This is a genomic window from Antarctobacter albus, from assembly GCF_900101505.1.
In the GTDB taxonomy this organism is placed as follows: domain Bacteria; phylum Pseudomonadota; class Alphaproteobacteria; order Rhodobacterales; family Rhodobacteraceae; genus Antarctobacter; species Antarctobacter albus.
In genome coordinates this window covers 172,564-196,017 of the sequence record NZ_FMZI01000004.1, presented here as the reverse complement: position 1 = coordinate 196,017, position 23,454 = coordinate 172,564, and the positions used below count along the sequence as shown (strand labels likewise).

The window sequence follows — 23,454 nt, the reverse complement described above, 5'->3', positions numbered from 1 at the left end:
CGCGGGTGACGTGCCTGAAGATCGTGGCCGGTGGTGCCCGACAGGTGCCGGTGCGGACGGATCAGTCCTGCGCGCCACCGGGATCGTGCCGCGAGGTGCCGCGATCCTCGGCCCCGGGCGGCACCAGCCGCGACAGCACCCGCGCCGCCATCGGGCGGGTGATGTCACGCTGATGGGCCAGCGCCTCGGCGTCCAGCGCCGCCACCAGCCGCGCCGCCGTGGCATAGCTGCGCGGCATGTGGCGCACAAGGTAGGACAGGACCTCGGGACTGGGCAGCAACTGGCGGTCGGCAAAGAGCTTGGCCAGCAGGGCCGCCAGCAGGGAATCGTCCGGCTCGCTGATCTGGGCCAGCTGGGCGTGCATCATGCGGCTGGCCAGGTCGGGCAGGACCAGCGGCCAGTGCGCGGGTGCCCGTGTCGCCGTGACCATCAGCGTGCCGCCGTTCGCCAGCACCAGGTTGTGCAGGTGAAACAGCATTTCCTCGGCGGGGCGGTCGCCGGCGATCTCCTCGATGTCCTCGACGCAGACCGGGCCGCCCGCCAGCGCGGGGATGGTCTCGGGGGTGAGATCGCGGGCCTTGACGATCCGCGCCCCCGACTGCGCTGCCCAGACATGGGCCAGGTGGGTCTTGCCCGATCCCTGCGGCCCGACCAGCACCAGCTTGTGCGAGGGCCAGGCACGCCAGCCCTCGATCTGGGCGACTGCCAGCATGTTGGCGGGACTGACAAAGAAATCCTCCCAACCCAGCGCCGTCCGCGACGGCAGGGGCAGGGGCAACTGGCTGGCCGTGCTCATCTGTCGTCGCTTTCGAAAAAGCTCTCGCGCGCAGAGATGCCCAGGAACAGGCGCGAGCCCTTGTATTGCTGGATCGCGAAGCGGATCAACACACCCAGCGCCGCCGCCAGCGGCACCGCCACCAGGAGGCCGACAAAACCGAAGAGCGTGCCGAAGACCGACAGGGCCAGCAAGAGCCAGACCGGGTGCAGCCCGACCGAGTTGCCCACCAGGTTGGGGGTCAGGATATTGCCCTCGACGAACTGGCCGAACTGGAAGATGGCGTAGACCGCCACGATCCACCACCATTCGCCCCAGAATTGGAAGATCGCCAGCCCCACCGCCAACACCCCGCCGACGATGGCGCCGACATAGGGAATGAAGGTCAGCGCCCCGGCGATCACGCCCACCACCGGCCCGAATTGCAACCCCACGGCCCAGAGCGCCAGTGCGTAATAGCCACCGAGGATCAAGCAGACCGACCCCATGCCGCGGATGAAGCCCGCCAGCACCCGGTCGACCTCTGCCGCGAGGCGGCGGACCACCGGCTTGTGGTCGAGGGGCAGCATGTCATCCACCCGTTCGACCATCCGGTCCCAGTCCATCAGCAGGTAGACCGCCACGACCGGCGTGATCAGCAGCAGCATGACGAGGTTGAGCAGCGAGCCCACCGAGGCCAGCGCCGCCTGGATCAGCTGGCCGCCGCGCTGCTTGATCGTGTCGCCAAGGTCGATCAGCGTGGTGCGCACCACGCTGCCCTCGTCCATGATGTTGGGGAACCGTTCGGTCAGAAAGGCCTGCAGGTCGCGGAACAGCTGCGGCGCGAATTCGAACAATGCGATGGCCTGCTGGATCAGCAGCGGGATTACCGCCAGCGTCATGACGACAAAGAGGATCAGCGCCGCCACGGTGATCACCGCCGTCGCCGCCCCGCGTTTCAGCCCGGCGCGTTCCAGCGCGTCGGCCACCGGGTCCAGGCAATAGGCGATGGCGCCGCCCAGGATGAAGGGCAACAGCACGTCTCCCAGGAACCAGAGCACGACGGAAAAGACCGCTGCCGCGATCCCCCAGTACTTCAACTGATCCCTTACGGGCAGGGCCATTTGCTATCCTTTCGAACATGTCCTTCATCGCCCGTATATGGCCGGGATTCAAGGATTTGCACGTCACGGCCCTGCGAAAACTGGGGAGTGTTCGGTGGATGAATGCCCTAGGATATCACCTTGCCGCGTTCAGCGGCGATCTCTGCCTCCAACCGGCGCATCAGGCGGCGGCGCTTCAGCGGGTTGCGGGTCAGCCCGCGCAGCGCCTCTCGTCCCCGGATCCGGGCCTGGTCCGCCAGATAATCCGCCCGCGCGACCGACCCGTCGACGGTGGTGTCGAAACAGGACAGAGCGGTGCGCGCGACGGTTTCGTAGATCTCTGCGTCTGTAGGGGGCGGAGGGGCGGCCGTCTCGGGCGCCTCTTCGGACGAACGCGGGGTGGGGGTGACATATCGGGCAAGGCAACGGTCGAACTCGCGCCTCAGCGCGGGCATCTCCCGGTCTGGCACGTGCCGAGTGCCCTCCAGGAAATCCTGCACCAGCACCATCTCGGCCCGCGCGCTTGTCCGCGTGCTCTCGGGCATCATCTCCCAGACCTCCGCCATCCTCGGCGCGATGTCCTTCTTGTGCACTCGGTCCTCCCGCCTTGCCGTCGGGCAGGTTATCCGGTTGTGCCCCCACTGTCAGCCCGCTCGTGATCCCTTTGGATGGCGTTTCACACCCATCCTCCCGCCACTGCCCGCCAGGCCATCTCCGCGCGCCTCTTGCCCGCCATGATCCAACCCGCTACGAGGGGCAAAACCGCTGTTCCAGAGGACCCAAATGCGCCTGTCCCGCTACTTCCTGCCCGTTCTCAAGGAAACGCCCTCCGAGGCGCAGATCGTAAGTCATCGCTACATGCTGCGCGCCGGCATGATCAAGCAGGCCTCCGCCGGGATCTATTCCTGGCTGCCGCTGGGCTTCAAGGTGCTCAAGAACATCGAGAATATCGTCCACGAGGAGCAGATCCGCGCGGGCCATATCCCGATGCTGATGCCGACGCTGCAATCGGCCGATCTCTGGCGGGAATCTGGCCGCTACGACGATTACGGTGCCGAGATGCTGCGCATGAAGGACCGGCATGACCGCGACATGCTGTACGGTCCCACCAACGAAGAGCTGATCACCGACATCTTCCGCAGCCATGTCGGCAGCTACAAGGACCTGCCGCTGACGCTGTATCATGTGCAGTGGAAGTTCCGCGACGAGATCCGCCCGCGTTTCGGCGTGATGCGGGGCCGCGAGTTCTACATGAAGGACGGCTACAACTTCGACCTGACCAAGGAAGACGCGCTGCACGCCTACAACCGCCACCTCGTCAGCTACCTGCGCACCTACGAACGCATGGGCCTTCAGGCGATCCCGATGCGCGCCGACGGCGGGCCGATCGGCGGCGATTACACCCATGAATTCCTGGTACTGGCCGAGACGGGCGAGTCCGAGGTCTTTTACGACAGCGAGATCACCGACCTGAAGTTCGGCGACCGCGCAATCGACTACGACAGCCACGCGGAATGCCAGGCGGTGCTGGAGGAGTTCACCTCGCGCTATGCTCGCACGGATGAAACCCACGACGAAGAGATCTTTGCCAAGGTCCCCGAGGCACGCCGCAGGCAGGCGCGCGGCATCGAGGTCGGCCAGATCTTCTACTTCGGCACGAAATACTCCGAGCCGATGGGGGCGACCGTGCAGGACGCCGAGGGCAACAAGGTGCCGGTGCACATGGGCAGCCACGGGATCGGTGTCAGCCGCCTGCTGGGCGCGATCATCGAGGCCAGCCACGACGACAAGGGCATCATCTGGCCCGAGGGCGTGACGCCGTTCCACTGCGGTATCGTCAACCTCAAGTCCGGCGATGCCGAGGCCGATGCCGCCTGCGAGGCGCTTTATGCCTCGATTACCGCGCTGGGGCTGGAGCCGCTCTACGACGACACCAACGAACGGGCTGGCGGCAAATTCGCCACGATGGACCTGATCGGTCTGCCCTGGCGGATCACCGTCGGGCCGCGCGGTCTGAAAAACGGCGTTGTCGAACTGACCTCGCGCCGCACCGGCGAAAGCGAAGAGCTGCCCCCCGAAGAGGCGGTGGCGCGGATCGCGGCGATTTACAACAAGGTGCTGCCGGGGGCATGATCCGCGGGCGTCAGCCCCGGGAGACCCCATGCGTCACATAGTCCTGTCACTGTGTATCGGGCTGGGCCTTTGCGGTCCGGCCCTTTCTGAAACCGTGGGCCGGTTCGGAGTCTCGGCCAGCTTGCCCGAGGGCTACGAAATCGGCCCGCGCCCGGGCAATGACGACGGGCGTGCTTTCTTCTATCCCGATGGCGCCGAAATCCGTCTTTGGGGCGGCTGGGTAATGGAGCCGCTGGCCGTGGAGCGCGCCAATCGGCGTGGATACTACTTACAGGACGGCGCCGAGATCACCTATGACGCGGCGGGGGCGGACTGGTTCGTGCTCTCGGGCTACGCCGGCGAGACTATCTTTTATCTGCGGGTCGAGGCGGGCCGCACCTGCGGCGGCGAAGAGGCGTTGGCCTACCTGGAAATCCGCTATCCCGAGGCGCAGCGCGCCCGCTACGATCCGCTGATCGCGGGCATTGCGCGTTCGCTAGGGTTCGGCCCGTGCTGAGGGCCTTGGCACTGGTCCTGGCACTGGTCCTGGGGGTGGCCGCCGCACCGGTTCTGGCCCAGTCCGACCGCGTGGCGCAGGAATGGGACAAGTGGCTGCAGGCGCAGGGCAATCCACCCGGTGCGCTGGTCTTCCTGATCGGGGACAGCCTGTTGCTGGGGCAGGACAGTGGCTTTGACCCCGATCTGGCGGTGCCCATTGCCAGCCTGTCCAAGGGGATCACCGGGCTCTGCGCCCAGGCCCTGGTGGACGAGGGGCTGATGGCCTGGGATGATCCGTTGAACCGCTGGATCGAGGGCGGCGGCACCATCACGCTGGCCCAGCTCGTGACCCATACCTCGGGCCTCTGGCCGGATGAAACGCAGGGTGCAATGGCCCTGTGGCGCGGGGACACCACCCGCCGCTGGCAGCAGGTGACAGCCAATGCGCTCGACCGGGACCGGCAAGGGGGCAGGCGCGGAAGCTACCGCTACAACAACGAGAATTACGCGATCCTGGGCCTGGTGATCGAGGAGGTCGCGGGGGAGTGGTACGATAAGGCCTGCGCCTCCCGCGTGCTGGAACCGCTGGGGATCACCACGGCGCGGCTCTCGCCCGAGTATGGCGGTTATGGCCCCTGGGGCGGCTGGCAGATGTCGGTGCGCGACTACGCGCGGCTAATGCGGGGCGGTTTCGCGGCGATGGACCCGCGGGATACCCCCTCGGCCAGTCTGGGCGGCGGCGCCTTCTACGGGCTGGGGATGCTGTTTCGCACCGGGCGTGACACGGCCAACCACTGGCATTTCGGCGCGCTTTGTTTCGACGACGCGGGCCTGGGCGCCTTTGCGGTCAACTGGGCGGGGAAATACACCGTGGTCGCGGCCTATGGCGCCTGTGTCGACGGCAAGGCGATGGCGCGGCTGGACGCGGCGCTGGCCTGGGCGGTTTTCGCCGACTGACCCCCGGCGCACGCTTTCCCCTCGTCCAGGGCTGCGCTTTCTGGCATTCTGGGGCCAAGATCGCCAGCAGACGCGACGGGAGGCACAGGCAGATGTTCTTGCGGGTATTGACCCTTGCAGCCGGGCTGACAGGCGCGGCGGGCCTGTCGCAATTCCCCGAGTATTCCCAGCAATACATGCAGCGCCTCGGCGGTACGGTGGATGAACTGGCGCGCCAGGTCACGCGCTACGAGGGCGATGCCGCCCGGGTTGGGATGGACCTGGACGCCTACCTGGCCGCGCTGGCCGAAGAGGGCGACATGGCGCGGACCCAGGCCGGGAACATGGCCAGCGACATCGCCCGGCACGAACGCCTGTCGGCGGCGCTGGCGCGGCTGGAAGGGGCGGGGCCCTTCATGCGGGCGAAACTGGCCTTCGAGGTGCTGCCCGACAGCGAGGTGGCCGCGCGCGCCTTCGAGACCTACAGGCCCGCGGTGCCCGCAACCTTCGAAGGCGCGGTCTTTGCCGGGGCGGGTTTCCTTGCGGGCTGGGCGGTTCTGGCGCTGGGCTTTGCCATCCTGCGGCGGTCCTGGCGGATCATGACCGCGCCCCTGCGCGGACGGGGCGAGACGCCGAACCGGGGCGAAGCCTGAGGCAGAGGGCACGCCAAGGCGGCAAGAGGTCCGGTGTCAGGCCCTGGACGCGGTCGCAAAGGCGGTCAGGCGACCGCCTCGACCTCGGCCACGATGCCGTTGACGACCTGGCTGAGCAGGTCTTCGTCCTCGCATTCGGCCATGACGCGGATCAGCGGTTCGGTGCCGGACTTGCGGATCAGCAGCCGGCCCTTGCCGGTCAGCATCCCCTCGGCGTCCTCGATCGCCTTTTTCACGCTGTCGACATCCAGCGGCAGCGCACCGGCGCCGTAGCGCACGTTCCTGAGCAGTTGCGGCACGCGGGTAAAGCTGTGGGTCAGCTCCGAGGCGCGCTTGCCGGTGCGGACCATTTCCGACAGGAACTGCATCCCGGCCATCAGCCCGTCGCCGGTGGTGGCGTAATCGGTCATCACGATGTGGCCCGACTGTTCTCCGCCCAGGTTCCACCCGCCCGAGCGCATCGCCTCGACGACATAGCGGTCGCCGACCTTCGTACGTTCCAGCCGCAGCCCGCGGTCATCCAGGAACCGTTCCAGCCCCAGGTTCGACATCACCGTCGCCACCAGGGTGCCGCCCTTCAGCCGGTCCTCTTCGGCCCAGCGGGCCGCCAGCAGGGCCATGAACTGATCGCCGTCCGCGACCTGGCCGTTCTCGTCGATCAGGATGATCCGGTCGGCATCGCCATCCAGGCACAGGCCCACGTCGGCGCCATGCCGGCGCACCGCCTCGGCGGCGGCGGCGGGCTTGGTCGAGCCGCAGTTGTCGTTGATGTTCAGACCGTTGGGCGCGGTGCCAATCTGGACCACGTCGGCACCCAGTTCCCACAGCACCTCGGGCGCGGTCTTGTAGGCGGCGCCGTTGGCGCAATCGACCACCACCTTGATCCCGTCCAGCCGCAGCCCGTGGGGCAGGGTGCTCTTGACCCGCTCCTGGTAGCGGAAGCGGCCATCGTCGATCCGGCGGGCGCGGCCGATGTTGTCGGGCTGGGCCGGGCGCACGCCAGCCTCGACCAGCGCCTCGATCTCGGCTTCGACGCCATCGGACAGCTTGAAGCCATCGGGGCCGAAGAACTTGATGCCATTGTCGGCGGCGGGGTTGTGGCTGGCCGAGATCATGATCCCCAGGTCGGCCCGCATCGAGGTGGTCAGAAGGCCCACGGCGGGTGTCGGCACCGGCCCCAGCAGCAGCACGTTCATGCCAGTCGAGGTCAGCCCGGCGGTCAGCGCGTTTTCGAACATGTAGCCCGACAGGCGCGTGTCCTTGCCGATCACGACACGGTGGACGCCCGAGTGTTCGTTGCGGAAATAACGCCCCACGGCCGCGCCCAGCATCAAGGCCATCTCGGCCGTCATCGGGTAGGTGTTGGCGGTTCCGCGCACACCGTCGGTGCCAAACAGCTTGCGGCTCATGGAAAACTACCTCTCGAAATGGCCCGCCACATGGCCAGCGCCTGGGCGGTTGCTGAAACATCGTGGACGCGGACGATCTGCACCCCCTGCGCAGCCACCGCCTGCGCCACGGCGACAGAGCCGGAGACCCGCTCGGCAGAGGTTTCGACCCCGGAAATCTTGCCGATGAACCCCTTGCGCGAGGCGCCCACCAATACCGGACAGCCGAGACCGTGGAACAGCGCCACGTCGCGCAAGAGCGTCAGGTTGTGGTCGATCGTCTTGCCGAAGCCGATGCCGGGATCGACGATGATCCGCGCACGGGGAATGCCCATCTCTTCGAGCATGGCGACCTGCGCGGCCAGGAAATCGTAGACGTCCAGCAGCACGTCGTCATAGCGCGGGTCCTGTTGCATGGTTTCCGGGTCGCCGCGCGCGTGCATCACGCAGACAGGCAACCCCCGGTCGCGGCAGTAATGCGCCAGCATCGGATCGTAGGTGAAGCCCGAAACATCGTTGACCAGCGCCGCGCCGGCCGTGACCGCCGCATCCGCCACCGCGGACTTGCGCGTGTCGATCGAGATCGGCGTGGCCAGTTCGCGCGACAGGGCGGTGATCACCGGCTCTATCCGCGCGATCTCGGCCTCGTTCGGGACGGGCAGGGCACCGGGGCGCGTGCTTTCGCCGCCGACGTCGATGATATGCGCGCCCATGCTGACCATGCGGCGCGCCCGCTGCACCGCCTTGGCGGCGCTCTGGTGGCTGCCGCCGTCCGAGAAACTGTCCGGCGTGACGTTGAGGATGCCCATGATGCGCGGGCTGTCCAGAACCATGCCGGCGATGGCGGCCCGGGGCGCGGACAGGCGCGTGCGCCAGTCCTCGGGGATCTCGGAGACGGAAACGCTGCGCGGCGGCGCATCGCGGCTGTAACGGACGGCCTGCGCGAACCAGCCCGGCCCGCCCGCGAGGTCGAGTGCGTCATCGGGGCGGGGGCTGTCAAAACGGACGACGGGACGGAAATAGACGCTCATGCGGGGTGACTGACCGATCCGGAAAGACTTGGCAAGCGGTTAGAACAGCGAGGTGCTCGGGGGGAGCGCACGGGCCGGAACCGTGGCCTCTTCCGGCAGGTCTTCGCCGATCACCAGCAGTTCGCAGGCATCCAGTTCGCCCGCGAACCAGGCCGCAAGCGCGACGGAATCGCGGGGCTGCGCCTGCGGGCCCTGGGTTGCGTCCAGCACGACCTTGGAGGGCGCCCAGACGCAGATCTGGCCATTCTTCATCGCCCAGTCCAGTTCCGTGCGGGTGGCGACCACCTTGGCCCGGTCGTCGCGCGCGGCCAGGCACCAGGCGTTCTGCTCGATCGACAGCAGGTCGACCCGGCGCTGGGTCATCTTGTGGCCGGTCTGGGGAATCTCGGTATCGGGGCGCCCGACGCAGAGGATCAGCGGTGCCCGCCGCGCCTCGAGCTGGTCCAGCCAGGACGCCAGCCGGGGATCCGCCATCGCCGCGTTCGACAGGTAGACGACCCGCGCGTGCGGGCGCTCCTGCGCCATTTCCTCGGCGATTTCGCCCAGCTGGTCGGCCACGTCGCGGCGCGAGCGCACGATTTCCACGCCAAGCGCGCCGGGGCCACGGTCCAGCTTTTCGACCCGCACGAAGGCGCGCAGGGCCTGCGGCTCCAGCAGGATACGTTCCGCGATGCGTTCGGCCAGCGTTTCCAGCAGGTTGAGACGCTCTGCCTCAAGCTCGTGGCTGATCGCCTCTGTCACGCGGTCGTAGGACAGGATGCGGTCCACGTCGTCGTCCAGCGTGCCGGTAAAGGGGATGACCTCGACCACCACGTTGAAACGCACGCGCTGTTTCTGGCCGCGTTCGGCCTGGAAGGCGCCGATGTCGACCTCGACCACATGGTCGCGCACCGAGATGCGGTCATGCGGCGTGTCGCCGGCGGTGGCGACGCTGCGTTCGGAAGGATGGGCAAAGGCTAGGCGGATATCGCTGGGCATGGCGGCCCCTGTCTGTTGTATGATGGCTCGTGGTAACGAAAAGGGCGCCCCACGGCCAGCCGCAGGCGCCCTTTTGCGAACCGTTGGCGACGGTTTATTCGCCGCGCCAGGTGTGGCGGTAGAAGATATGGACCCCGTGGGCAAAGGTCTTGGTGTATTTCCGCGACCAGTCGGGCGAGACCCAGGTGGCGTGGTAATGCGTGGCGCCCTTGGTCAGGCCGGTGGCCTTGCCGTCCAGCACGGCGCGGGCGACCTTGCCCACCCGGTTCCAGGAGCGTTTGTCGTCGATGTGTTCCGGGCGGCCGTCGCAGGTATAGGTGAACTGGCAGGCGAACTTGCGCCCCGTGCCCTGGTTCACCACGCCGCAGACCGAGTTCGGAAAGCGTTTCGACGCGACCCGGTTCATGATCACCTCGGAGACCGCAAACAGCCCCTCGATGGTCTCGCCCCGGGCCTCGAAGTACAGCGCCTCCGCGAGGCAGCGCCATTGCGGGCCGCCCTCGGGCGCGGGCTGACGGGACAGCCAGGTCTTGTCATAGAGAAAGCCGCCGCCACCGGTCACCGTGCCGGCCGCGGCAGGTGTCGGTTTCACGGGCGTTACAAGCCCTTTCAGGTGGGTGTTGCCGACGCGCGCCAGCGCGCGGCTTTCGAGTGAAAGGAGAGTCTGCGCACTCCGGGCCGGGTCGGCAGAAACCGGGCCGGACGTCAGGGCCAAAGGTGCGGCAACGAGCGAAAAGGCCGCAAGAACAAGGCCACGGCGCAGGGCAGTGGTCAGAAGTTTCATGTCGAAAAAATCCCCCAATCGAACATGCATCGCGTGGTGCCTCACGTCACGCGACGGGCCCAGCCATACCGAATAATGACAATTGGGTAAAGAATGCCGGGGGACGCATCGGCGGATTGCCCCCCGACTGTGACCCCTGACCCGCGCCCGGGGCGATTCCGGCCTTGCAGGCTTAGCGTTTGCGCGGCCCGTCCAGCCCGCGGTCGCGCAGCGCAAGATGTGCTGCCGCCAGCCGTGCGACCGGCACGCGGAAGGGCGAGCAGCTGACGTAATCCATGCCTGCCGAGCGGCAAAAGGCAATCGATTCGGGGTTGCCGCCGTGTTCTCCGCAGATCGACAGTGTCACCGATGGATTGGTCGCCCGCCCGCGCTGCACGCCGGTGGCCACCAGCTCTCCGACGCCGTCGATGTCGAGCACATGGAACGGGTCTTCGTTGAACACGCCCTGGCTGACGTAGTCGGACATGAACCGGCCCGCATCGTCGCGCGACAGCCCGTAGGTCATCTGGGTCAGGTCGTTGGTCCCGAAGGACAGGAAATGCGAATAGGGCGCGATCTCATCCGCGCGCAGGCAGGCGCGCGGGGTCTCGACCATGACGCCCAGGCGATAGGTGATGTCACGCCCGCGTTCGGTGCGCACTGCGGCCGCGACGGCCTCGATCCGGGTGCGGATCAGGTCGACCTCGCGCTTGGCCGAAACCAGCGGCAGCATGATTTCCGGCACCACCGGCGGCGCGCCTTCGCGGCTGGCGTCCAGCGTCGCCTCGAAGATGGCGCGCGCCTGCATGTCGTAGATTTCCGGCACCGTGATGCCCAGCCGCACGCCGCGCAGCCCCAGCATGGGGTTGTATTCGCCCATCGCCTGCACCCGCCGCGTGACGTCCGAGACCGGCAGGTCCAGCGCCTCGGCCAGGTCGCGCAGCCCCGCGCGGTCGCTGGGCAGGAATTCGTGCAAGGGCGGGTCGAACAGGCGGATGCAGACCGGCAGGCCCTCCATGATGCGGAAAAGTTCCGTGAAATCATTGCGCTGCATGGGCAGAAGCAGGGCCAGCGCCGCCTGCCGGTCCTCGACCGTGTCGGCAAAGATCATCTCGCGCATGGGGGTGATGCGGTCGGTCTCGAAGAACATGTGCTCTGTCCGGCACAGCCCGATCCCCTGCGCGGCGAAATTGCGCGCGGTGGCGGCATCGGCGGGGGTGTCGGCATTGGCCCGGATGCCGATGTCGCGCGCCTCGTCGGCCCAGCCCATCAGCGTGTTGAAGGCATCGTCGAGCGCCGCCTCGATCATCTCCGGCGCGCCGCGCAGGATCTGGCCCGAAGTCCCGTCGAGCGTGACGGTGTCGCCCTCGCGGTAGATGCGCCCGTCCTCGCCCTGGATGGTCTTGCGTTGCAGATTGAAATTCATCCGCGCCGCGCCCACCACGCAGGGCAGGCCAAGGCCCCGTCCGATCACCGCCGCGTGGCTGGTCATGCCGCCGCGTTCGGTCAGCACACCCACGGCGGCATGCATCCCCCGCACGTCCTCGGGAGAGGTCTCGCGGCGCACCAGGATGCAGGGTTCGTTGCGCGCCGCGCTGGCCTGTGCCTCGGCGGCGGAAAAGACGATCCGCCCCGTGGCGGCGCCGGGGCTGGCGGCGATGCCGCGCCCGATGACCTCGCGCCGGGCCTCGGGGGCGACCTGCCGGTGCAAGAGTTCGCTGATGGCGCGCGGTTCGATCCGCAGCACCGCGTCCTCGGGCGTGATGATCCCGTCCTGCGCCAGCCGCACCGCGATGCGCAGCGCCGCGCGCGAGCTTGCCTTGACGCGCACCCCGTCGAGGATGTGGACCTCGCCGTCCTCGATGGTGAACTCGATCTGCATTTCGGCGCGCAGCTTGCGGCGCATCAGGTCGGCCTGGGCCTTGAGATCGGCAAAGGCCTTGGGTGCCAGCTCTTCGAGCGAGGGGCCGCGCGGGTCGCGTTCCAGGTAGAGGCTGGCGGCGCCTCCCTGCAGAGCCTCCCGGCCCTGGCTCTGGCTGAGGTAACGGCCGGTCAGCTGGCGCTTGCCGGTGTCCGAATTGACCAGTTGCAAGACACCCGAGCCGCATTCGCCATGCCCCAGCCCCAAGGCCATTTCCTGCACCACAAGGCCAAGTCCCGCGTCCACCGGTGCGCCCTTGGCCTGCCGCAACAGCCGGGCCGAGGTGCCTTCCCAGGCGCGGGCCATGCTGCGCAGCACCTCGCGCAGCTGGCGCGCCGGGTCCTGCGGGAACTGCTCCTCGGCCTCTTCCTCGTAGGCGCGCAGCGCGGCAGAGAGGCCGGCGGTGCCATTGTCCTCGATCTCGTCGAAAAGATCCGGGTCGAGCCGGGCGACATGGATCGCGTAGGCCTGCACGAAGCGCAGGTAGAGCCCGGCGGCGGCCTCCTTGCCGATTTCGTCGGACATGTCCACGAAACGGGCGTCGTTCATGCCGATGTTCAGGATCGCGCCAGGCCCGCCCCAGTCCGGGTCCTCTGAAGAGGGGCGCACGCAGAGCAGGGCGCCCGGATCGAAGGCTGCGATAAGCGCGTCCATGTCGGGAAACCTGCCGGCGGCAATGCGATGCACCGCGTCGAAAGAAAGCGCCACCGTGCGTGGCACCGGCAGGTTGAGACGGACCAGTCTTTGCAGGCACTTGGCCCGCCCGCCGTGGGTCGGCGTGGACATGGGCGCGTCCTGGGTGATCAGGGTCACATGCGGGTTCTGGATATCGGGTTTCTGCACTGCAGCACCTCTGCGTTGGCGGGCAGAATACGCGCTGAGCGGCGCTTGGCAAGGCGGGAAACCGGATCGGGTGCGACGGCGGCGTGACGCACCCGTGGAACAAGGGCTTTGCGCGCCTCCGGCCGGGATCTTGGTCGCGCCTCCGACGCGGGCGCGGGCGCGCGGCGTCGCTCCCGCCCACCCACGCCGCGCCGCTGGTGGGACCTGCAGGGAACCCTGGGAATGTCACGCCCTTGGACGGGTTTTCGTCTTCCTGCCGGGAGGCGTCTGAGAGGCAGGTCTGCCCTCAGCGCGCCCTCTCGAGCCTCAAGACAAGTCGCCGCCCGTCAAGGATAATCCACGCGGGGCTGCGCCTCCGTGACCGATGCCGAAGCGCCGGGCGCAGGAGGAGAGGAGCGGCCCCCGGCTTCTTTGGTTTTCCAAATACCCTCGGGGGAGGCGACCGCAGGGAGACGGGGGCAGAGCCCCCTGCGGGGGGCGAATTATGCCTGCGGCCCGGGGGCCGCCCGTGTCAGTCCTTGCCGACGCCTTAAGCGCAGGTTCAGGCTGACCGGGGCTCCACCCTTTCGCGGCTCAAAGGCGCCACTGGCGCCTTTGTCGGGCTGCGCCCGGACCGCCGCTCACCCCTCGATCTTCGTCAGGTCGGCAACCTGCAGGCAGGTCTGACGGATGCTGGCCAGCATGTTCAGCCGGTTGCGGCGGACCACCTGGTTCTCGGCGTTCACCTGCACCGCCTCGAAGAAGGCGTCGATGGGCGCGCGCAGTCCGGCCATCGCCTCCATCGCGGCGCCGAAATCCTCGTCCTTCATCGCCGGGGCGATGCGGGCCTCGGCGGCCTCGAGCGCGGCAAAGAGCGCGCGTTCCTCGTCGGTCTCGGCGAATTTCACGTCGGCGCCGAAACTGTATTCGACGCCGTCCTTCTCCTCGGCCTGGGCCAGGATGTTGTTGGCGCGTTTGAAGCCCTGCAACAGGTTCTCGCCGTCGTCGGTCTTGAGGAAGGCGGACAGCGCCTCGGCCCGGGTGACCAGCAGGCGCAGATCGTCGGTGCCCGGCATGGCAAGGCAGGCGTCGATCACGTCGTGGCGGATGCCCTGGTCGCGCAGCCAGACCTTGAGCCGGTCGTGGAAGAAGCCAAGCAGGTCGTCGCTCAGGTCGGGGACGGGGGCCACGACCGGGGCGATCTCCTTGCCCCCGGTCGAGAGACGCTCACGCAGGGCGGCCCAGGCGGCGCCAAAGACGCCGTGATCGGCGATCTCGTCCACCAGTTCCTCGAGCTCGGCCACCTGGGTGTCGTCCAGGTCGCCGTTCTTGAGCGCGATCTTGTGGCGCACCAGCTGCGCGTCGATGAACCGGTCGAGGTTGAGCCGCAGCCCGTTTTCCAGCACCAGCCGGATCACGCCAAGGGCGGCACGGCGCAGGGCATAGGGGTCTTTCGAACCGGTGGGTTTCTCGTCGATGGCCCAGAATCCGGTCAGCGTGTCCAGCTTGTCCGCCAGCGCCACGGCGACAGAGACCGGCGCCGTGGGCACCGCGTCAGACGGGCCAAGCGGCGCATAGTGGTCTTCGCAGGCGGCGGCGACCTCGGCCGGCAGGCCCGCGGCCTCGGCGTAGTAGCGCCCCATCAGGCCCTGAAGCTCGGGGAATTCATAGACCATCTCGGTCGACAGGTCGGCCTTGGCCACATCCGCGGCCTCACCGGCCAGGTGCCGGTCGGCGCCGACGGCGGGCGCGATGCCGCGCGCCAGGGCAGTGATCCGCGCGATCCGGTCGCGCTGGGACCCCAGCGCATGGTGGAAGGTCACGTTGCCCAGCCGTTCCGTCCAGGCCGACAGCCCTTCGGACCTGGCCACGCGCAGGTCGTTTTCCCAGAAGAACTTGGCATCCGACAGACGCGCCGCCAGCACCTTCTGGTTGCCGGCGAGGATCGTGGCACCATTGTCCGAGGTCTCGATATTGGCGACGGTCACGAATTTCTCGATCCGGCCCGTGGCCGGGTTCTTCACCGAGAAGAACTTCTGATGTTCCTTCATCGAGGTCTGCAGCACCTCGGGCGGCAGGCCCAGGAACTCCTCGGCGATGTCGCCCATCAGCACAACGGGCCATTCCACCAGCCCTGCCACCTCGCGCAAGAGGCCCTGGTCCTCGACCACCTCCAGCCCGCGCGCAAAGGCCATGTTGGTGGCGTCATGCCAGATCGCATCGGCGCGCGCCTGCGGGTCAAGGATGACGAAGGCCCGTTTCAGGCGGGTCTCGTAATCCTCGAAACCCGTCACCTCGAAGGCGCCGTCGCCCATGAAGCGGTGTCCCTCGGTGGTCTGGCCGGCCTTGATGCCGTCGATGTCCAGGTCGATCGGATGGTCGCCGGCCTCATCCGTCAGCAGGCACAGGATGCGGTGCAGCGGGCGCACCCAGCGAAGCGATCCGGCGCCCCAGCGCATCGACTTGGGCCAGGGGAAATTGCGGATAGTCTTTTCAAGCTGCTCGGCCACGATCTCGGCGGCCGGGCGGCCCGGCGTGACCACGGTGGCATAGTAGAAGGCGCCCTTTTTCTCCTCGCGCTCTTCCAGCTGGTCGCGGGTGACACCGGCGCCGCGCATGAAGCCCTCCAGCGCCTTGTCCGGGGCGCCGACCTTGGGGCCGCGCCGTTCCTCGCGCAGGGTGGGGCTTTCGGCGCTAAGCCCGTGCACGGTCAGCGCCAGGCGGCGGGGCGTCGAAAAGGCCTCGGCCCCGGAATAGGTCAGCCCGGCCTCGACCAGTCCGTCCGTCATCAGTTTCTTGAGGTCCTGGGCCGCCTTGCCCTGCATGCGGGCGGGGATCTCTTCGGAGAAGAGTTCGATCAGAAGATCGGGCATTTATTGATCCTTCTCGAAACTGTCGCGGTCGGGGCAATCGTCCCCAAGCGGCGTGCCGTCATAGGCCTTGTCGCCGCAATCGTTGATCTCGTGCCAGACATAGCCGCGGCCATCGTCGGTGATCGCCACGACACGGTCGATGCCGAATTCCATGTTGCGGTGGCCGGTAAAGACGCGGGCGGTGCCAGCCTCGATCGCGTCGCCGATGGCATCGGCGTCGAAACAGTCGAACCAGCCGGGGGCGTTGCGCGGCTCTGCGCCCTCGTAGGGTTTGTAGGTTTCTGCCGCCTCGGCGGGTGTCAGCGTGGTGGTGAAACAGGCGCGGTAGCGGATCGGCGAGCTGTCGGCGTCGATGCCCCGGAAATCGGCATAGGGGATCGCCGTGCGGCTGCCGTCCTGCGTGGTCAGCATGACGTCATCCGTTCCCGAAGGCACCACGTCCTCGTAGAAGTGGTAGACCTGCAGGTAATAGATCGAGACCCCCGCGATCAGGCCGCAGAGGACGATGGCGATGGCCATAAGCTTGCCGAGGGTCACGCGGCGTACCCCCCGGCCTCGGTCTGGGTGAAGGCATCGGCGCACATCTTGGCCAGAGTACGGACGCGGCCGATGTAGCTTTGCCGTTCGGTGACCGAGATCACGCCGCGCGCGTCCAGCAGGTTGAAGATGTGGCTGGCCTTGATGCACTGGTCATAGGCGGGATGCGCCATGACGATGCGGCGGGCCATCTTGGGGTCCTGCGCCTCCTGGTCGAGGATGCGGGCGCATTCGGCCTCGGCCTCTTCGAAGTGGCGCAGCAGAACCTCTGTGTCGGCCACGTCGAAGTTCCAGCGCGAATATTCCTCTTCGGTCTGACGGAAGACGTCGCCATAGGTCAGCGGCTGCGGGCTTTGCGGATCGTTGAAGGGCATCTCCATGACGTGATCGACGCCCAGGACATACATTGCCAGCCGTTCGAGGCCATAGGTCAGCTCGCCCGAGACAGGCGTACAGTCATGCCCGCCGACCTGCTGGAAATAGGTGAACTGGCTGACTTCCATGCCGTCGCACCAGACCTCCCAGCCCAGGCCCCAGGCGCCCAGCGTCGGGCTTTCCCAGTCGTCCTCGACAAAGCGCACGTCGTGCAGGGCCATGTCGATGCCGATGGCCTCGAGCGACCCGAGATAAAGCGCCTGAAGGTCCGGCGGGCTGGGTTTGATCAGCACCTGGAACTGGTAGTAATGCTGCAGGCGGTTCGGGTTCTCGCCATAGCGCCCGTCGGTCGGACGGCGCGAGGGCTGGACATAGGCCGCGGCCCAGGGGCGGGGCCCGAGCGCGCGCAGCGTCGTGGCCGGGTGGAAGGTGCCGGCGCCGACCTCCATGTCGTAGGGCTGCAGAATCGCGCAACCCTTGCCCGACCAATAGGTCTGGAGGCGCAGGATGATCTCCTGGAAACTGCGAGGCTTTTGCGGGCTCCCGGCCATGTCAGGGCTCCTTTTTTCGGCTGGCGCCTGATTAGGGCGGTGCGCGGGCGGGGTCAATCTGATAGGAGGTCTGCGCCTCACGTCCTTTTGGCGTGCATATGCCGGGGCTTCTGTTAAGACTCGGTCGGTGGATAAGGTTGAGATTTCAGAGCCAAAGGGTCCCTAACTCCCATGATACAAAGACTAATTTCGGTCTTCTTCGCGATGGTGCTGGTCGTCGCCTCGACATTGGCGCAGCACGGTGCCTCGGCGCAGGCGGCGGATGACATCGTCTTCATCCAGGTCGAGGCGCGCACCTCGCTGGCCAGCGCGCAGGACAGCGTGCGCGATTACTCGGGCCGACTGCCCGACGTGAACGGCTTTGCGCTGGGCGGCGGCTGGTACGGGATTGCGCTGGGCCCCTATACCCGCGCGCAGGCCGAGGCGCAGCTGAACGCGCTGTTGCAGGCGCGGCGCATCCCGGCGGACAGCTACATCGAGCCGCGCGAGACCTTTGGCCAGCAGTTCTGGCCGGTCGGCGTGAACAACGACGGCGCCCCAGTGGTGCCGGTGCCGCAGGACACGGCCGATCCGGCGGCACAGCCCACGCCCGCGCCGCAGGCAGACCCGGTCGCCGAGGCGCCCGTCACCGCGCCCGAGCCCGTGGTCCCCGCGATCCCCGAGGAAACCCTGCAGGAGGCCCGCGCCTCTGAACGTGCGCTGACCCGCGAGGAACGCGATGCGCTGCAGATCGCCCTGCAATGGGCCGGGTTCTACGAAGGGGCCATCGACGGCGCCTTTGGCCCCGGCACGCGCGGGTCCATGTCGCGCTGGCAGGAGGCCAACAACTTTGATCCGACCGGCGTGCTCAGCACACGCCAGCGCGCGGTCCTGCTGGGCCAGTACAACGCCGTGCTGGACGGCATGGGGATGGAGCTGGTGCAGGATGCGCGCACCGGCATCGCGATGGAACTGCCGCTGGGCGTGGTCGAGTTCGACCGTTACGAGTCGCCCTTCGCGATCTACAAGCCCAGGGGCGACCTGGGCGCGCGGGTCATCCTGGTCAGCCAGCCCGGCGACGCGGGCAACCTGGCGGGCCTGTATGAAATCATGCAGACGCTGGAGATCATCCCGGTCGAGGGCGAGCGCCGCCGCGATGCGCGGGGCTTTACCATCACCGGCCAGAACGACCGTATCGTGACCCGGTTCGAGGTCGGCCTGCAGAACGGCGAGATCAAGGGCTTTGGCCTGGTCTGGCCGGCCGGTGACGAGGAACGCCGCACCCGCGTCCTGAAGATCATGCAGGACAGCTATACCCGCATCGACGGCGTGCTTGACCCGGCACTGGTCAGCGACGATGGCCAGGCGGTCGACCTGGTCTCGGGCCTGAAGGTGCGCACCGCCAAGGCCAGCGCCACCGGCTTTTTCATCGAGGCGCGCGGCACGGTGCTGACCTCTGCCGCGCTGGTTGCCGGCTGCGAGCGGGTGACGCTGAACGGCGTCCATGACGCACGCGTGATGGTCGTGAACGAGGAACTGGGCATCGCCGTGCTGACCCCGGTCGAACAGCTTGCGCCGCGCCGCGTGGCGCAGTTTCGCTCCGGCGAGTTGCGGCTGCAATCCGAGGTGGCCGTGGCCGGGTTTTCCTTTGGTGGCGTGCTGACCGCGCCGACGCTGACCTTTGGCACGCTCGAGGATCTGCGCGGCCTGGGCGGCGAGGACCGCATCAAGCGGCTGGCGCTTTCGGCGCTGCCTGGTGATGTCGGCGGCCCCGTCTTCGACAGTGGCGGCACGGTGCTGGGGATGTTGCTGCCCAAGGAGGCGCCCGGCGGGCGTGTTCTGCCGGAGCAGGTGAGCTTTGCCGCCAAGGGCGAGATGATCCTGGATTTCCTGCGCGACAACGGCATACAGCCGGTGGCGCGCGGCGGTCTGACCCCGCTGGCGCCCGAGGACCTGACCAACCTGGCCGCCGAAATGACGGTGCTTGTCAGCTGTTGGTAAACCTGCCGAATGCGCAGCGCGAATGCCGCCCCGGTCGTCTGACCGGGGCGGTTTTCTTTGTGCCTTTGCCCATTTGGGCGGATGCAAGGCCGGCGGCCGCCGGAAACGGATCGCAAGCGCCGGAGTGCCAATCCCGGCCCTGGGGGCGAGTTCCGCCCCATTCTGCGCAGATCGAACGGACCCCGAGGGAGGGGTGCTGATCCGGTTTGCTGGTCGACCGGGAGCGGTTTTGCCCGATCCCGGTTAACCCTTGGTTTCCGCAGCGTGCGGTGCCTAGCCGCGCAGCCGGTGATGCAGCAGGATCGGCACCACCAGGTCCTCTTCGTCGGTCAGGTGCCGGGCAAGGAACCCGCGCAGCGTCTCCGACAGGTCACGCACCGGGCGGGCCTCTTCTGCCATCTGGCGCGGCTCCAGCGAGGACAGCTGTACCACCCGGTTGGCCGACCGCGTGAAACGGTCCAGCAGGTCGTCCAGCGCGACATGGTCGCTTTCCAGCATCTCCAGCCCGGCGGCAAAGCGCGGGTCGGCGGCCTCCAGCTCTGGAAAGAACCTGCGGTCCTCCCAGCTGTGGTGCCCATGCAGGTTGCGCACCAGCAGGTTGCCGAAATGCGCCAGACGCCCGGCATAGGCCTGGTCCTCCATCTCCTTGTCCAGGAAAGCCTCTGTATCCTCCTGCAGGATCTCTCCAAGCTGGCGAAAGCCCTGGTGGGCGCGCATCCAGTTGCGGGTGCTGTCGGCAAGTCCCGGGTGTGCCTGCCAGCCATCGCGTGGCAGGTCCCGGAGCAGGGTCTGCATTTCAGTGGGCAGACCGCTGCGGGTCTCGATGTCGTAGGTCATGCGACCCAGATGGGCCGAATGTTATGATATAACAACTTGCGCGCTTGCACAGGGCAGGGGCCCCGGACGCACAGCAGGATGACCGGGGCCGAAACTCAGAGGGCAAAGTCATCCGCCGTCAGCCCGGTGACATTGGCCACCCGGATCTCGGCATCGGCGTTGCCATCGCCATCCACGTCCAGCTGCACGATGGTCGAACCGGTGGCGGTCTCGAACAGGCGCAATTCGGGGTTGCCCGAGGGGGCGAAGCCCGCCGTGCCGCGGAACTCGAAGACACCGGGGCTGAGGCCCGCGACAGAGATCAGGTCCACGCCCTGTTCTAAATCCAGGATCTGGTCGCGGTTGGCGCCGACCACGGTCTCGGCAGCGCTGCGGAAGACAAAGATGTCCGCATCCTGCCCGCCGGTCAGCAGGTCCCTTCCCAGGCCGCCGGCCAGGGCGTCTTCGCCCGCCCGACCGCGCAGGATGTCGTTGTCCGCACCGCCTTCGAGCACGTCGTTGTCCGCGCCGCCATCCATCGTATCGTTGCCGGGGCCGCCTTCGAGCAGGTCCTCGCCCTGCTGTCCGACGAGAAGGTCGTTGCCGAAGCCACCGTTCAACGTGTCGTTGCCCGCGTTGCCGTTCAGCGTGTCGTTGTTATTGCCACCGTCCAGCAGATCGTTGCCATTGCCGCCCAGCAGCGTGTCGAACCCGGCACCGCCCTCCAGCGTGTCTTCTCCGTCCCGGCCCACCAGCAGGTCCTGGTCGTTGCCGCCGGCCAGGCTATCATCGCCGCTGCCGCCGGAAATCGTGTCGTTGCCGTTCGATCCTTGGATACCGCCGGAAACGATGCCTGCGTTCAGGGCCTCGTAGCGGTCGTTGCCGTTCAACAGGTTGAGGTTCCCGGTGATCACGCCGGAGTTGACGACGGTGTCTCCAACGCTGCTGGTCAGGACCGTCGTGGGGTCATTCTCATCGGCGATGATGCCGTGATTGACCAGTGTCGCGCCGGATGTCGCATCCATGTCGATGAAACTGGAATGAAGCGTGCCGGTGTTCATGAGCCGAGCCAGGAATCCCCCGGCCATGTCCAGTGTCCCGCCGGCGAGGAATCCGGCATTGTTCAGGTAAAAGCTGTTCAGGTTCGCGCGCAGAGTGGTGAGGATCTGGGAATCCGTGAACGCCTCGCCGTGGTTGGTAAAGACGATGGTGACCGGCCCGGTCGCCTCGTAGGTGGCCAGCAGGGAACCCTGAGCGGTGATGGTGCCGAAGTTCGTCAGTCTGTGAATTCCTCCGGCCCCGCCAAGGTTGAAAGCCTCGCCGGTGTTGCCGTCGGAAATAATGGCCGAGACAGTGCCGTTATTGACGATCCGTGAATGGTCCGAATTCACGTTGAAGACAAGATAGCCGTAGAGGTCGCCATCGTTCACGACGCCGGTTGTGCTGGTGCCGCTCGACAGGGTGACAATCGTTCCGGCCGAATAAAGGTCGACGAAATCGCGAATGGCCAGGGTGTCGCCGTTGTTGACGGTCACGCCGCTGTTCTGGCTTACGTTCTGAAACACTAGTGTCATGATCGGTTCCCTTGAAAAATGCCGGGACTAACGCCCTTCGAGCGCCCGGCCTTGTGGCAGGACCCCTTAAAAAATGCGCCAGCAGAGCGCGCGAAAGGGCAGGGGGGCACTGGTGAATGCGTGCCATCATAGGGCAACGGGCACGAATCCCCAACGTCCGGAACCGAACAGGCCCCCGCAGGGGCCTGTCTTACGTCACCCGGCAGTGGGGAGGGGATCAAAGCACGAAGTCGTCCGCCGTCAGACCGGTGACATTGGCCACGCGGATCTCGGCGTCCTGGGTGCCGTCCCCATCGGTGTCGATCTGAACGATGGTCGACCCGGTGGCCGTCTCGAACAGGCGCAACTCCGGGTTGCCGGAGGGGTCGAAGGCACTGGTGCCCCTGAATTCGAAGACACCCGGCGACAGGCCCGCCACGGTGATCAGGTCCAGGCCCTGTTCAAAATCCAGGATCTGGTCGCGGTTGGCACCGACCACGGTTTCCGCCGTGCTGCGGAAGACAAAGACATCCGCATCCTGGCCCCCGGTCAGGAAATCCCGGCCCAGCCCGCCCGCCAGTTCATCCTCGCCGGCGCGGCCGCGCAGAATGTCGTTGTCGGCGCCGCCTTCAAGGATGTCGTCGCCGTTGCCGCCATCCATCGTGTCGAGGCCGTCGCTGCCGTCCAGGAAGTCGCTGCCGTCCTGGCCGACCAGGATGTCGTTGCCGCTGTCGCCCAGGATCGTGTCGTCGCCGGCGTTGCCGTTGATGGTATCGTTTTCGCTGCCGCCCTCGATGTCGTCGTTGCCCGCGCCGCCGAGGATGAAGTCATCCCCCCCTTCGCCATCCAGCAGGTCGTCGCCGCCGCGTCCGACGATGGTGTCGGCATCCGCGCCACCGTTGAAATCATCCGCGTTCTCGCCGCCAGCCAGGGTGTCATTGCCGAAGTCGCCAAAGACGGTGCCGTTGATGACGCCGCCGGTGTTGTCGAGCCGGTCGTCTCCAACGCCCATCTCGACGTCGCCGTTCATGACGCCGCTGTTGAAGATGCGATCGACACCGCCCCCCAATTCGGAAGTGTAGGCGAAACTTGTGCCGCCCGAGATCGTGCCGCTGTTGCGCAGAATGGTTGTGCCTATACTTCCGCTAAAGAAGTTCGAAAAAATCCCGCCAGAGCCGCCCTCGATTGTACCCGAATTCACGATCGTGACATTGGCTGTCCCACCATCAAGGACAAGACCGTCCGATTCCCCGATGATCGTGCCGCTGTTGATGATGTCGATCGGGGCACCTCCGTCCGATGCCCGTGCGTCGATCGCATCCGCGCCGGCCAGGATGGTGCCGGTGTTTTGGATCCGCATCGTGGAGGTTCCCGACAGGAAGAACGTGTCGCCTTCGATTGAGTTGACGTAGCCTGATGGGCCCACAAAGGCCGTGAACGTCCCACCATCGTGTTCGATGGCGTTGTTGTTAACCAAAGTACTCGCGATCACAGACCCATTGATGCTCAGGTTGTTGAAACTACCGCTGGACGTGATGGCATCGCCGTTGACGACGAGATTGGCATCGGCATCGGTGAGGATACCGGTTTCGCTGCCGGTCAGGGTCTGCGCCGTGGTCGAAAAGCCGGTCAGGGTAAAGTCTGCCATTTGGTAAATCCCATTTGCACATTTTAAGGCCGATCCGAGAAGCCGGAGGGCCTGTCTCGATCAGGGCCATCGATGCCCCTTTCGCGATCACCCCGAAGGTCGGGGTCGCGCCGGCCCCCGGGGATTCTGGTTGAGGGGGCCCCCTCGGGGACCTCCTGTGGG

The 23,454-nt window shown here is 67.0% G+C and carries 19 protein-coding genes; 5 read left to right on the top strand and 14 right to left on the bottom strand.

The window, feature by feature from the left end; all coding sequences use genetic code 11:
- Positions 1–61 precede the first annotated feature (61 nt).
- From BLQ71_RS08675 to BLQ71_RS08665, 3 genes are all read right to left on the bottom strand, one after another.
- Complete coding sequence (locus BLQ71_RS08675) at positions 62–796, bottom strand: HdaA/DnaA family protein (protein ID WP_074621414.1); 735 nt, start codon at positions 794–796, stop codon at positions 62–64.
- Positions 793–1,878, bottom strand: a complete 1,086-nt coding sequence (locus BLQ71_RS08670) for an AI-2E family transporter (RefSeq protein ID WP_043144290.1) — start codon at positions 1,876–1,878, stop codon at positions 793–795. The genes BLQ71_RS08675 and BLQ71_RS08670 overlap by 4 nt, the downstream gene beginning before the upstream one ends.
- Positions 1,879–1,985: 107 nt before the next feature.
- A complete protein-coding gene (locus BLQ71_RS08665; protein ID WP_133066157.1) occupies positions 1,986–2,450 on the bottom strand; it encodes a hypothetical protein in 465 nt (154 codons plus the stop codon).
- 190 nt (positions 2,451–2,640) lie between these two features.
- Here BLQ71_RS08665 and proS point away from each other — a divergent pair, with 190 nt between their 5' ends.
- From proS to BLQ71_RS08645, 4 genes are all read left to right on the top strand, one after another.
- Positions 2,641–3,990 (top strand): proline--tRNA ligase, encoded by a 1,350-nt coding sequence (proS, locus tag BLQ71_RS08660; RefSeq protein ID WP_043144292.1) that lies wholly within the window; start codon positions 2,641–2,643, stop codon positions 3,988–3,990.
- 28 nt (positions 3,991–4,018) lie between these two features.
- Complete coding sequence (locus BLQ71_RS26365; RefSeq protein WP_074621412.1) at positions 4,019–4,486, top strand: hypothetical protein; 468 nt, start codon at positions 4,019–4,021, stop codon at positions 4,484–4,486.
- Entirely contained in the window at positions 4,480–5,424 is a 945-nt protein-coding gene (locus tag BLQ71_RS08650) for a serine hydrolase domain-containing protein (protein WP_157923309.1), read from the top strand. The genes BLQ71_RS26365 and BLQ71_RS08650 overlap by 7 nt, the downstream gene beginning before the upstream one ends.
- Positions 5,425–5,516: 92 nt before the next feature.
- Positions 5,517–6,056 carry a DUF2937 family protein gene (locus BLQ71_RS08645; RefSeq protein WP_043144294.1) on the top strand — a complete coding sequence of 180 codons (540 nt, stop codon included), beginning with the start codon at positions 5,517–5,519 and terminating at the stop codon, positions 6,054–6,056.
- 65 nt (positions 6,057–6,121) lie between these two features.
- On the opposite strand, the gene glmM is transcribed toward BLQ71_RS08645, so the two are convergent.
- From glmM to BLQ71_RS08605, 8 genes are all read right to left on the bottom strand, one after another.
- Positions 6,122–7,465 (bottom strand): phosphoglucosamine mutase, encoded by a 1,344-nt coding sequence (gene glmM, locus BLQ71_RS08640; RefSeq protein ID WP_043144296.1) that lies wholly within the window; start codon positions 7,463–7,465, stop codon positions 6,122–6,124.
- Complete coding sequence (gene folP / locus BLQ71_RS08635; RefSeq protein WP_074621410.1) at positions 7,462–8,475, bottom strand: dihydropteroate synthase; 1,014 nt, start codon at positions 8,473–8,475, stop codon at positions 7,462–7,464. The genes glmM and folP overlap by 4 nt, the downstream gene beginning before the upstream one ends.
- A gap of 39 nt (positions 8,476–8,514) precedes the next feature.
- Positions 8,515–9,453 (bottom strand): dihydroneopterin aldolase, encoded by a 939-nt coding sequence (locus tag BLQ71_RS08630; RefSeq protein WP_069209920.1) that lies wholly within the window; start codon positions 9,451–9,453, stop codon positions 8,515–8,517.
- Between the two features lie 94 nt (positions 9,454–9,547).
- Positions 9,548–10,237 (bottom strand): cell wall hydrolase, encoded by a 690-nt coding sequence (locus BLQ71_RS08625; protein ID WP_052244643.1) that lies wholly within the window; start codon positions 10,235–10,237, stop codon positions 9,548–9,550.
- Positions 10,238–10,409: 172 nt separating this feature from the next.
- Positions 10,410–12,923 carry a putative PEP-binding protein gene (locus BLQ71_RS08620; RefSeq protein ID WP_209037643.1) on the bottom strand — a complete coding sequence of 838 codons (2,514 nt, stop codon included), beginning with the start codon at positions 12,921–12,923 and terminating at the stop codon, positions 10,410–10,412.
- Positions 12,924–13,600: 677 nt separating this feature from the next.
- Positions 13,601–15,832: a glycine--tRNA ligase subunit beta gene (glyS, locus tag BLQ71_RS08615; RefSeq protein WP_074621409.1), complete on the bottom strand. Its 2,232-nt coding sequence runs from the start codon at positions 15,830–15,832 to the stop codon at positions 13,601–13,603.
- Positions 15,833–16,351 (bottom strand): DUF6446 family protein, encoded by a 519-nt coding sequence (locus BLQ71_RS08610; protein ID WP_069209918.1) that lies wholly within the window; start codon positions 16,349–16,351, stop codon positions 15,833–15,835.
- Positions 16,352–16,365: 14 nt separating this feature from the next.
- Positions 16,366–17,295: a glycine--tRNA ligase subunit alpha gene (locus BLQ71_RS08605; RefSeq protein WP_074621408.1), complete on the bottom strand. Its 930-nt coding sequence runs from the start codon at positions 17,293–17,295 to the stop codon at positions 16,366–16,368.
- 171 nt (positions 17,296–17,466) lie between these two features.
- Between BLQ71_RS08605 and BLQ71_RS08600 the strand changes: the two genes are divergently transcribed.
- Complete coding sequence (locus BLQ71_RS08600) at positions 17,467–19,275, top strand: serine protease (RefSeq protein ID WP_074621407.1); 1,809 nt, start codon at positions 17,467–17,469, stop codon at positions 19,273–19,275.
- 273 nt (positions 19,276–19,548) lie between these two features.
- On the opposite strand, the gene BLQ71_RS08595 is transcribed toward BLQ71_RS08600, so the two are convergent.
- The 3 genes from BLQ71_RS08595 to BLQ71_RS08585 form a co-directional block, all read right to left on the bottom strand.
- A complete protein-coding gene (locus BLQ71_RS08595; RefSeq protein ID WP_074621406.1) occupies positions 19,549–20,112 on the bottom strand; it encodes a hemerythrin domain-containing protein in 564 nt (187 codons plus the stop codon).
- A 95-nt stretch (positions 20,113–20,207) separates the two neighbouring features.
- Positions 20,208–21,665 (bottom strand): calcium-binding protein, encoded by a 1,458-nt coding sequence (locus tag BLQ71_RS08590; RefSeq protein WP_074621405.1) that lies wholly within the window; start codon positions 21,663–21,665, stop codon positions 20,208–20,210.
- Between the two features lie 217 nt (positions 21,666–21,882).
- The gene (locus BLQ71_RS08585; protein WP_074621404.1) at positions 21,883–23,292 is read right to left on the bottom strand and encodes a calcium-binding protein; all 1,410 of its coding nucleotides are present in this window, start codon (positions 23,290–23,292) and stop codon (positions 21,883–21,885) included.
- Positions 23,293–23,454: the final 162 nt, after the last annotated feature.

Excerpts from the sequence above, each read along its gene's own strand:
- BLQ71_RS26365 (WP_074621412.1), top strand. The coding sequence starts at position 4,019 with ATGCGTCACATAGTCCTGTCACTGTGTATCGGGCTGGGCCTTTGCGGT.
- BLQ71_RS08595 (WP_074621406.1), bottom strand. The coding sequence starts at position 20,112 with ATGACCTACGACATCGAGACCCGCAGCGGTCTGCCCACTGAAATGCAG.
- folP (WP_074621410.1), bottom strand. The coding sequence starts at position 8,475 with ATGAGCGTCTATTTCCGTCCCGTCGTCCGTTTTGACAGCCCCCGCCCC.
- BLQ71_RS08670 (WP_043144290.1), bottom strand. The coding sequence starts at position 1,878 with ATGGCCCTGCCCGTAAGGGATCAGTTGAAGTACTGGGGGATCGCGGCA.
- glmM (WP_043144296.1), bottom strand. The coding sequence starts at position 7,465 with ATGAGCCGCAAGCTGTTTGGCACCGACGGTGTGCGCGGAACCGCCAAC.
- BLQ71_RS08625 (WP_052244643.1), bottom strand. The coding sequence starts at position 10,237 with ATGAAACTTCTGACCACTGCCCTGCGCCGTGGCCTTGTTCTTGCGGCC.
- BLQ71_RS08600 (WP_074621407.1), top strand. The coding sequence starts at position 17,467 with ATGATACAAAGACTAATTTCGGTCTTCTTCGCGATGGTGCTGGTCGTC.
- BLQ71_RS08585 (WP_074621404.1), bottom strand. The coding sequence starts at position 23,292 with ATGGCAGACTTTACCCTGACCGGCTTTTCGACCACGGCGCAGACCCTG.
- glyS (WP_074621409.1), bottom strand. The coding sequence starts at position 15,832 with ATGCCCGATCTTCTGATCGAACTCTTCTCCGAAGAGATCCCCGCCCGC.
- BLQ71_RS08675 (WP_074621414.1), bottom strand. The coding sequence starts at position 796 with ATGAGCACGGCCAGCCAGTTGCCCCTGCCCCTGCCGTCGCGGACGGCG.
- BLQ71_RS08645 (WP_043144294.1), top strand. The coding sequence starts at position 5,517 with ATGTTCTTGCGGGTATTGACCCTTGCAGCCGGGCTGACAGGCGCGGCG.
- BLQ71_RS08590 (WP_074621405.1), bottom strand. The coding sequence starts at position 21,665 with ATGACACTAGTGTTTCAGAACGTAAGCCAGAACAGCGGCGTGACCGTC.
- BLQ71_RS08610 (WP_069209918.1), bottom strand. The coding sequence starts at position 16,351 with ATGGCCATCGCCATCGTCCTCTGCGGCCTGATCGCGGGGGTCTCGATC.
- proS (WP_043144292.1), top strand. The coding sequence starts at position 2,641 with ATGCGCCTGTCCCGCTACTTCCTGCCCGTTCTCAAGGAAACGCCCTCC.
- BLQ71_RS08620 (WP_209037643.1), bottom strand. The coding sequence starts at position 12,923 with ATGTCCACGCCGACCCACGGCGGGCGGGCCAAGTGCCTGCAAAGACTG.
- BLQ71_RS08605 (WP_074621408.1), bottom strand. The coding sequence starts at position 17,295 with ATGGCCGGGAGCCCGCAAAAGCCTCGCAGTTTCCAGGAGATCATCCTG.
- BLQ71_RS08630 (WP_069209920.1), bottom strand. The coding sequence starts at position 9,453 with ATGCCCAGCGATATCCGCCTAGCCTTTGCCCATCCTTCCGAACGCAGC.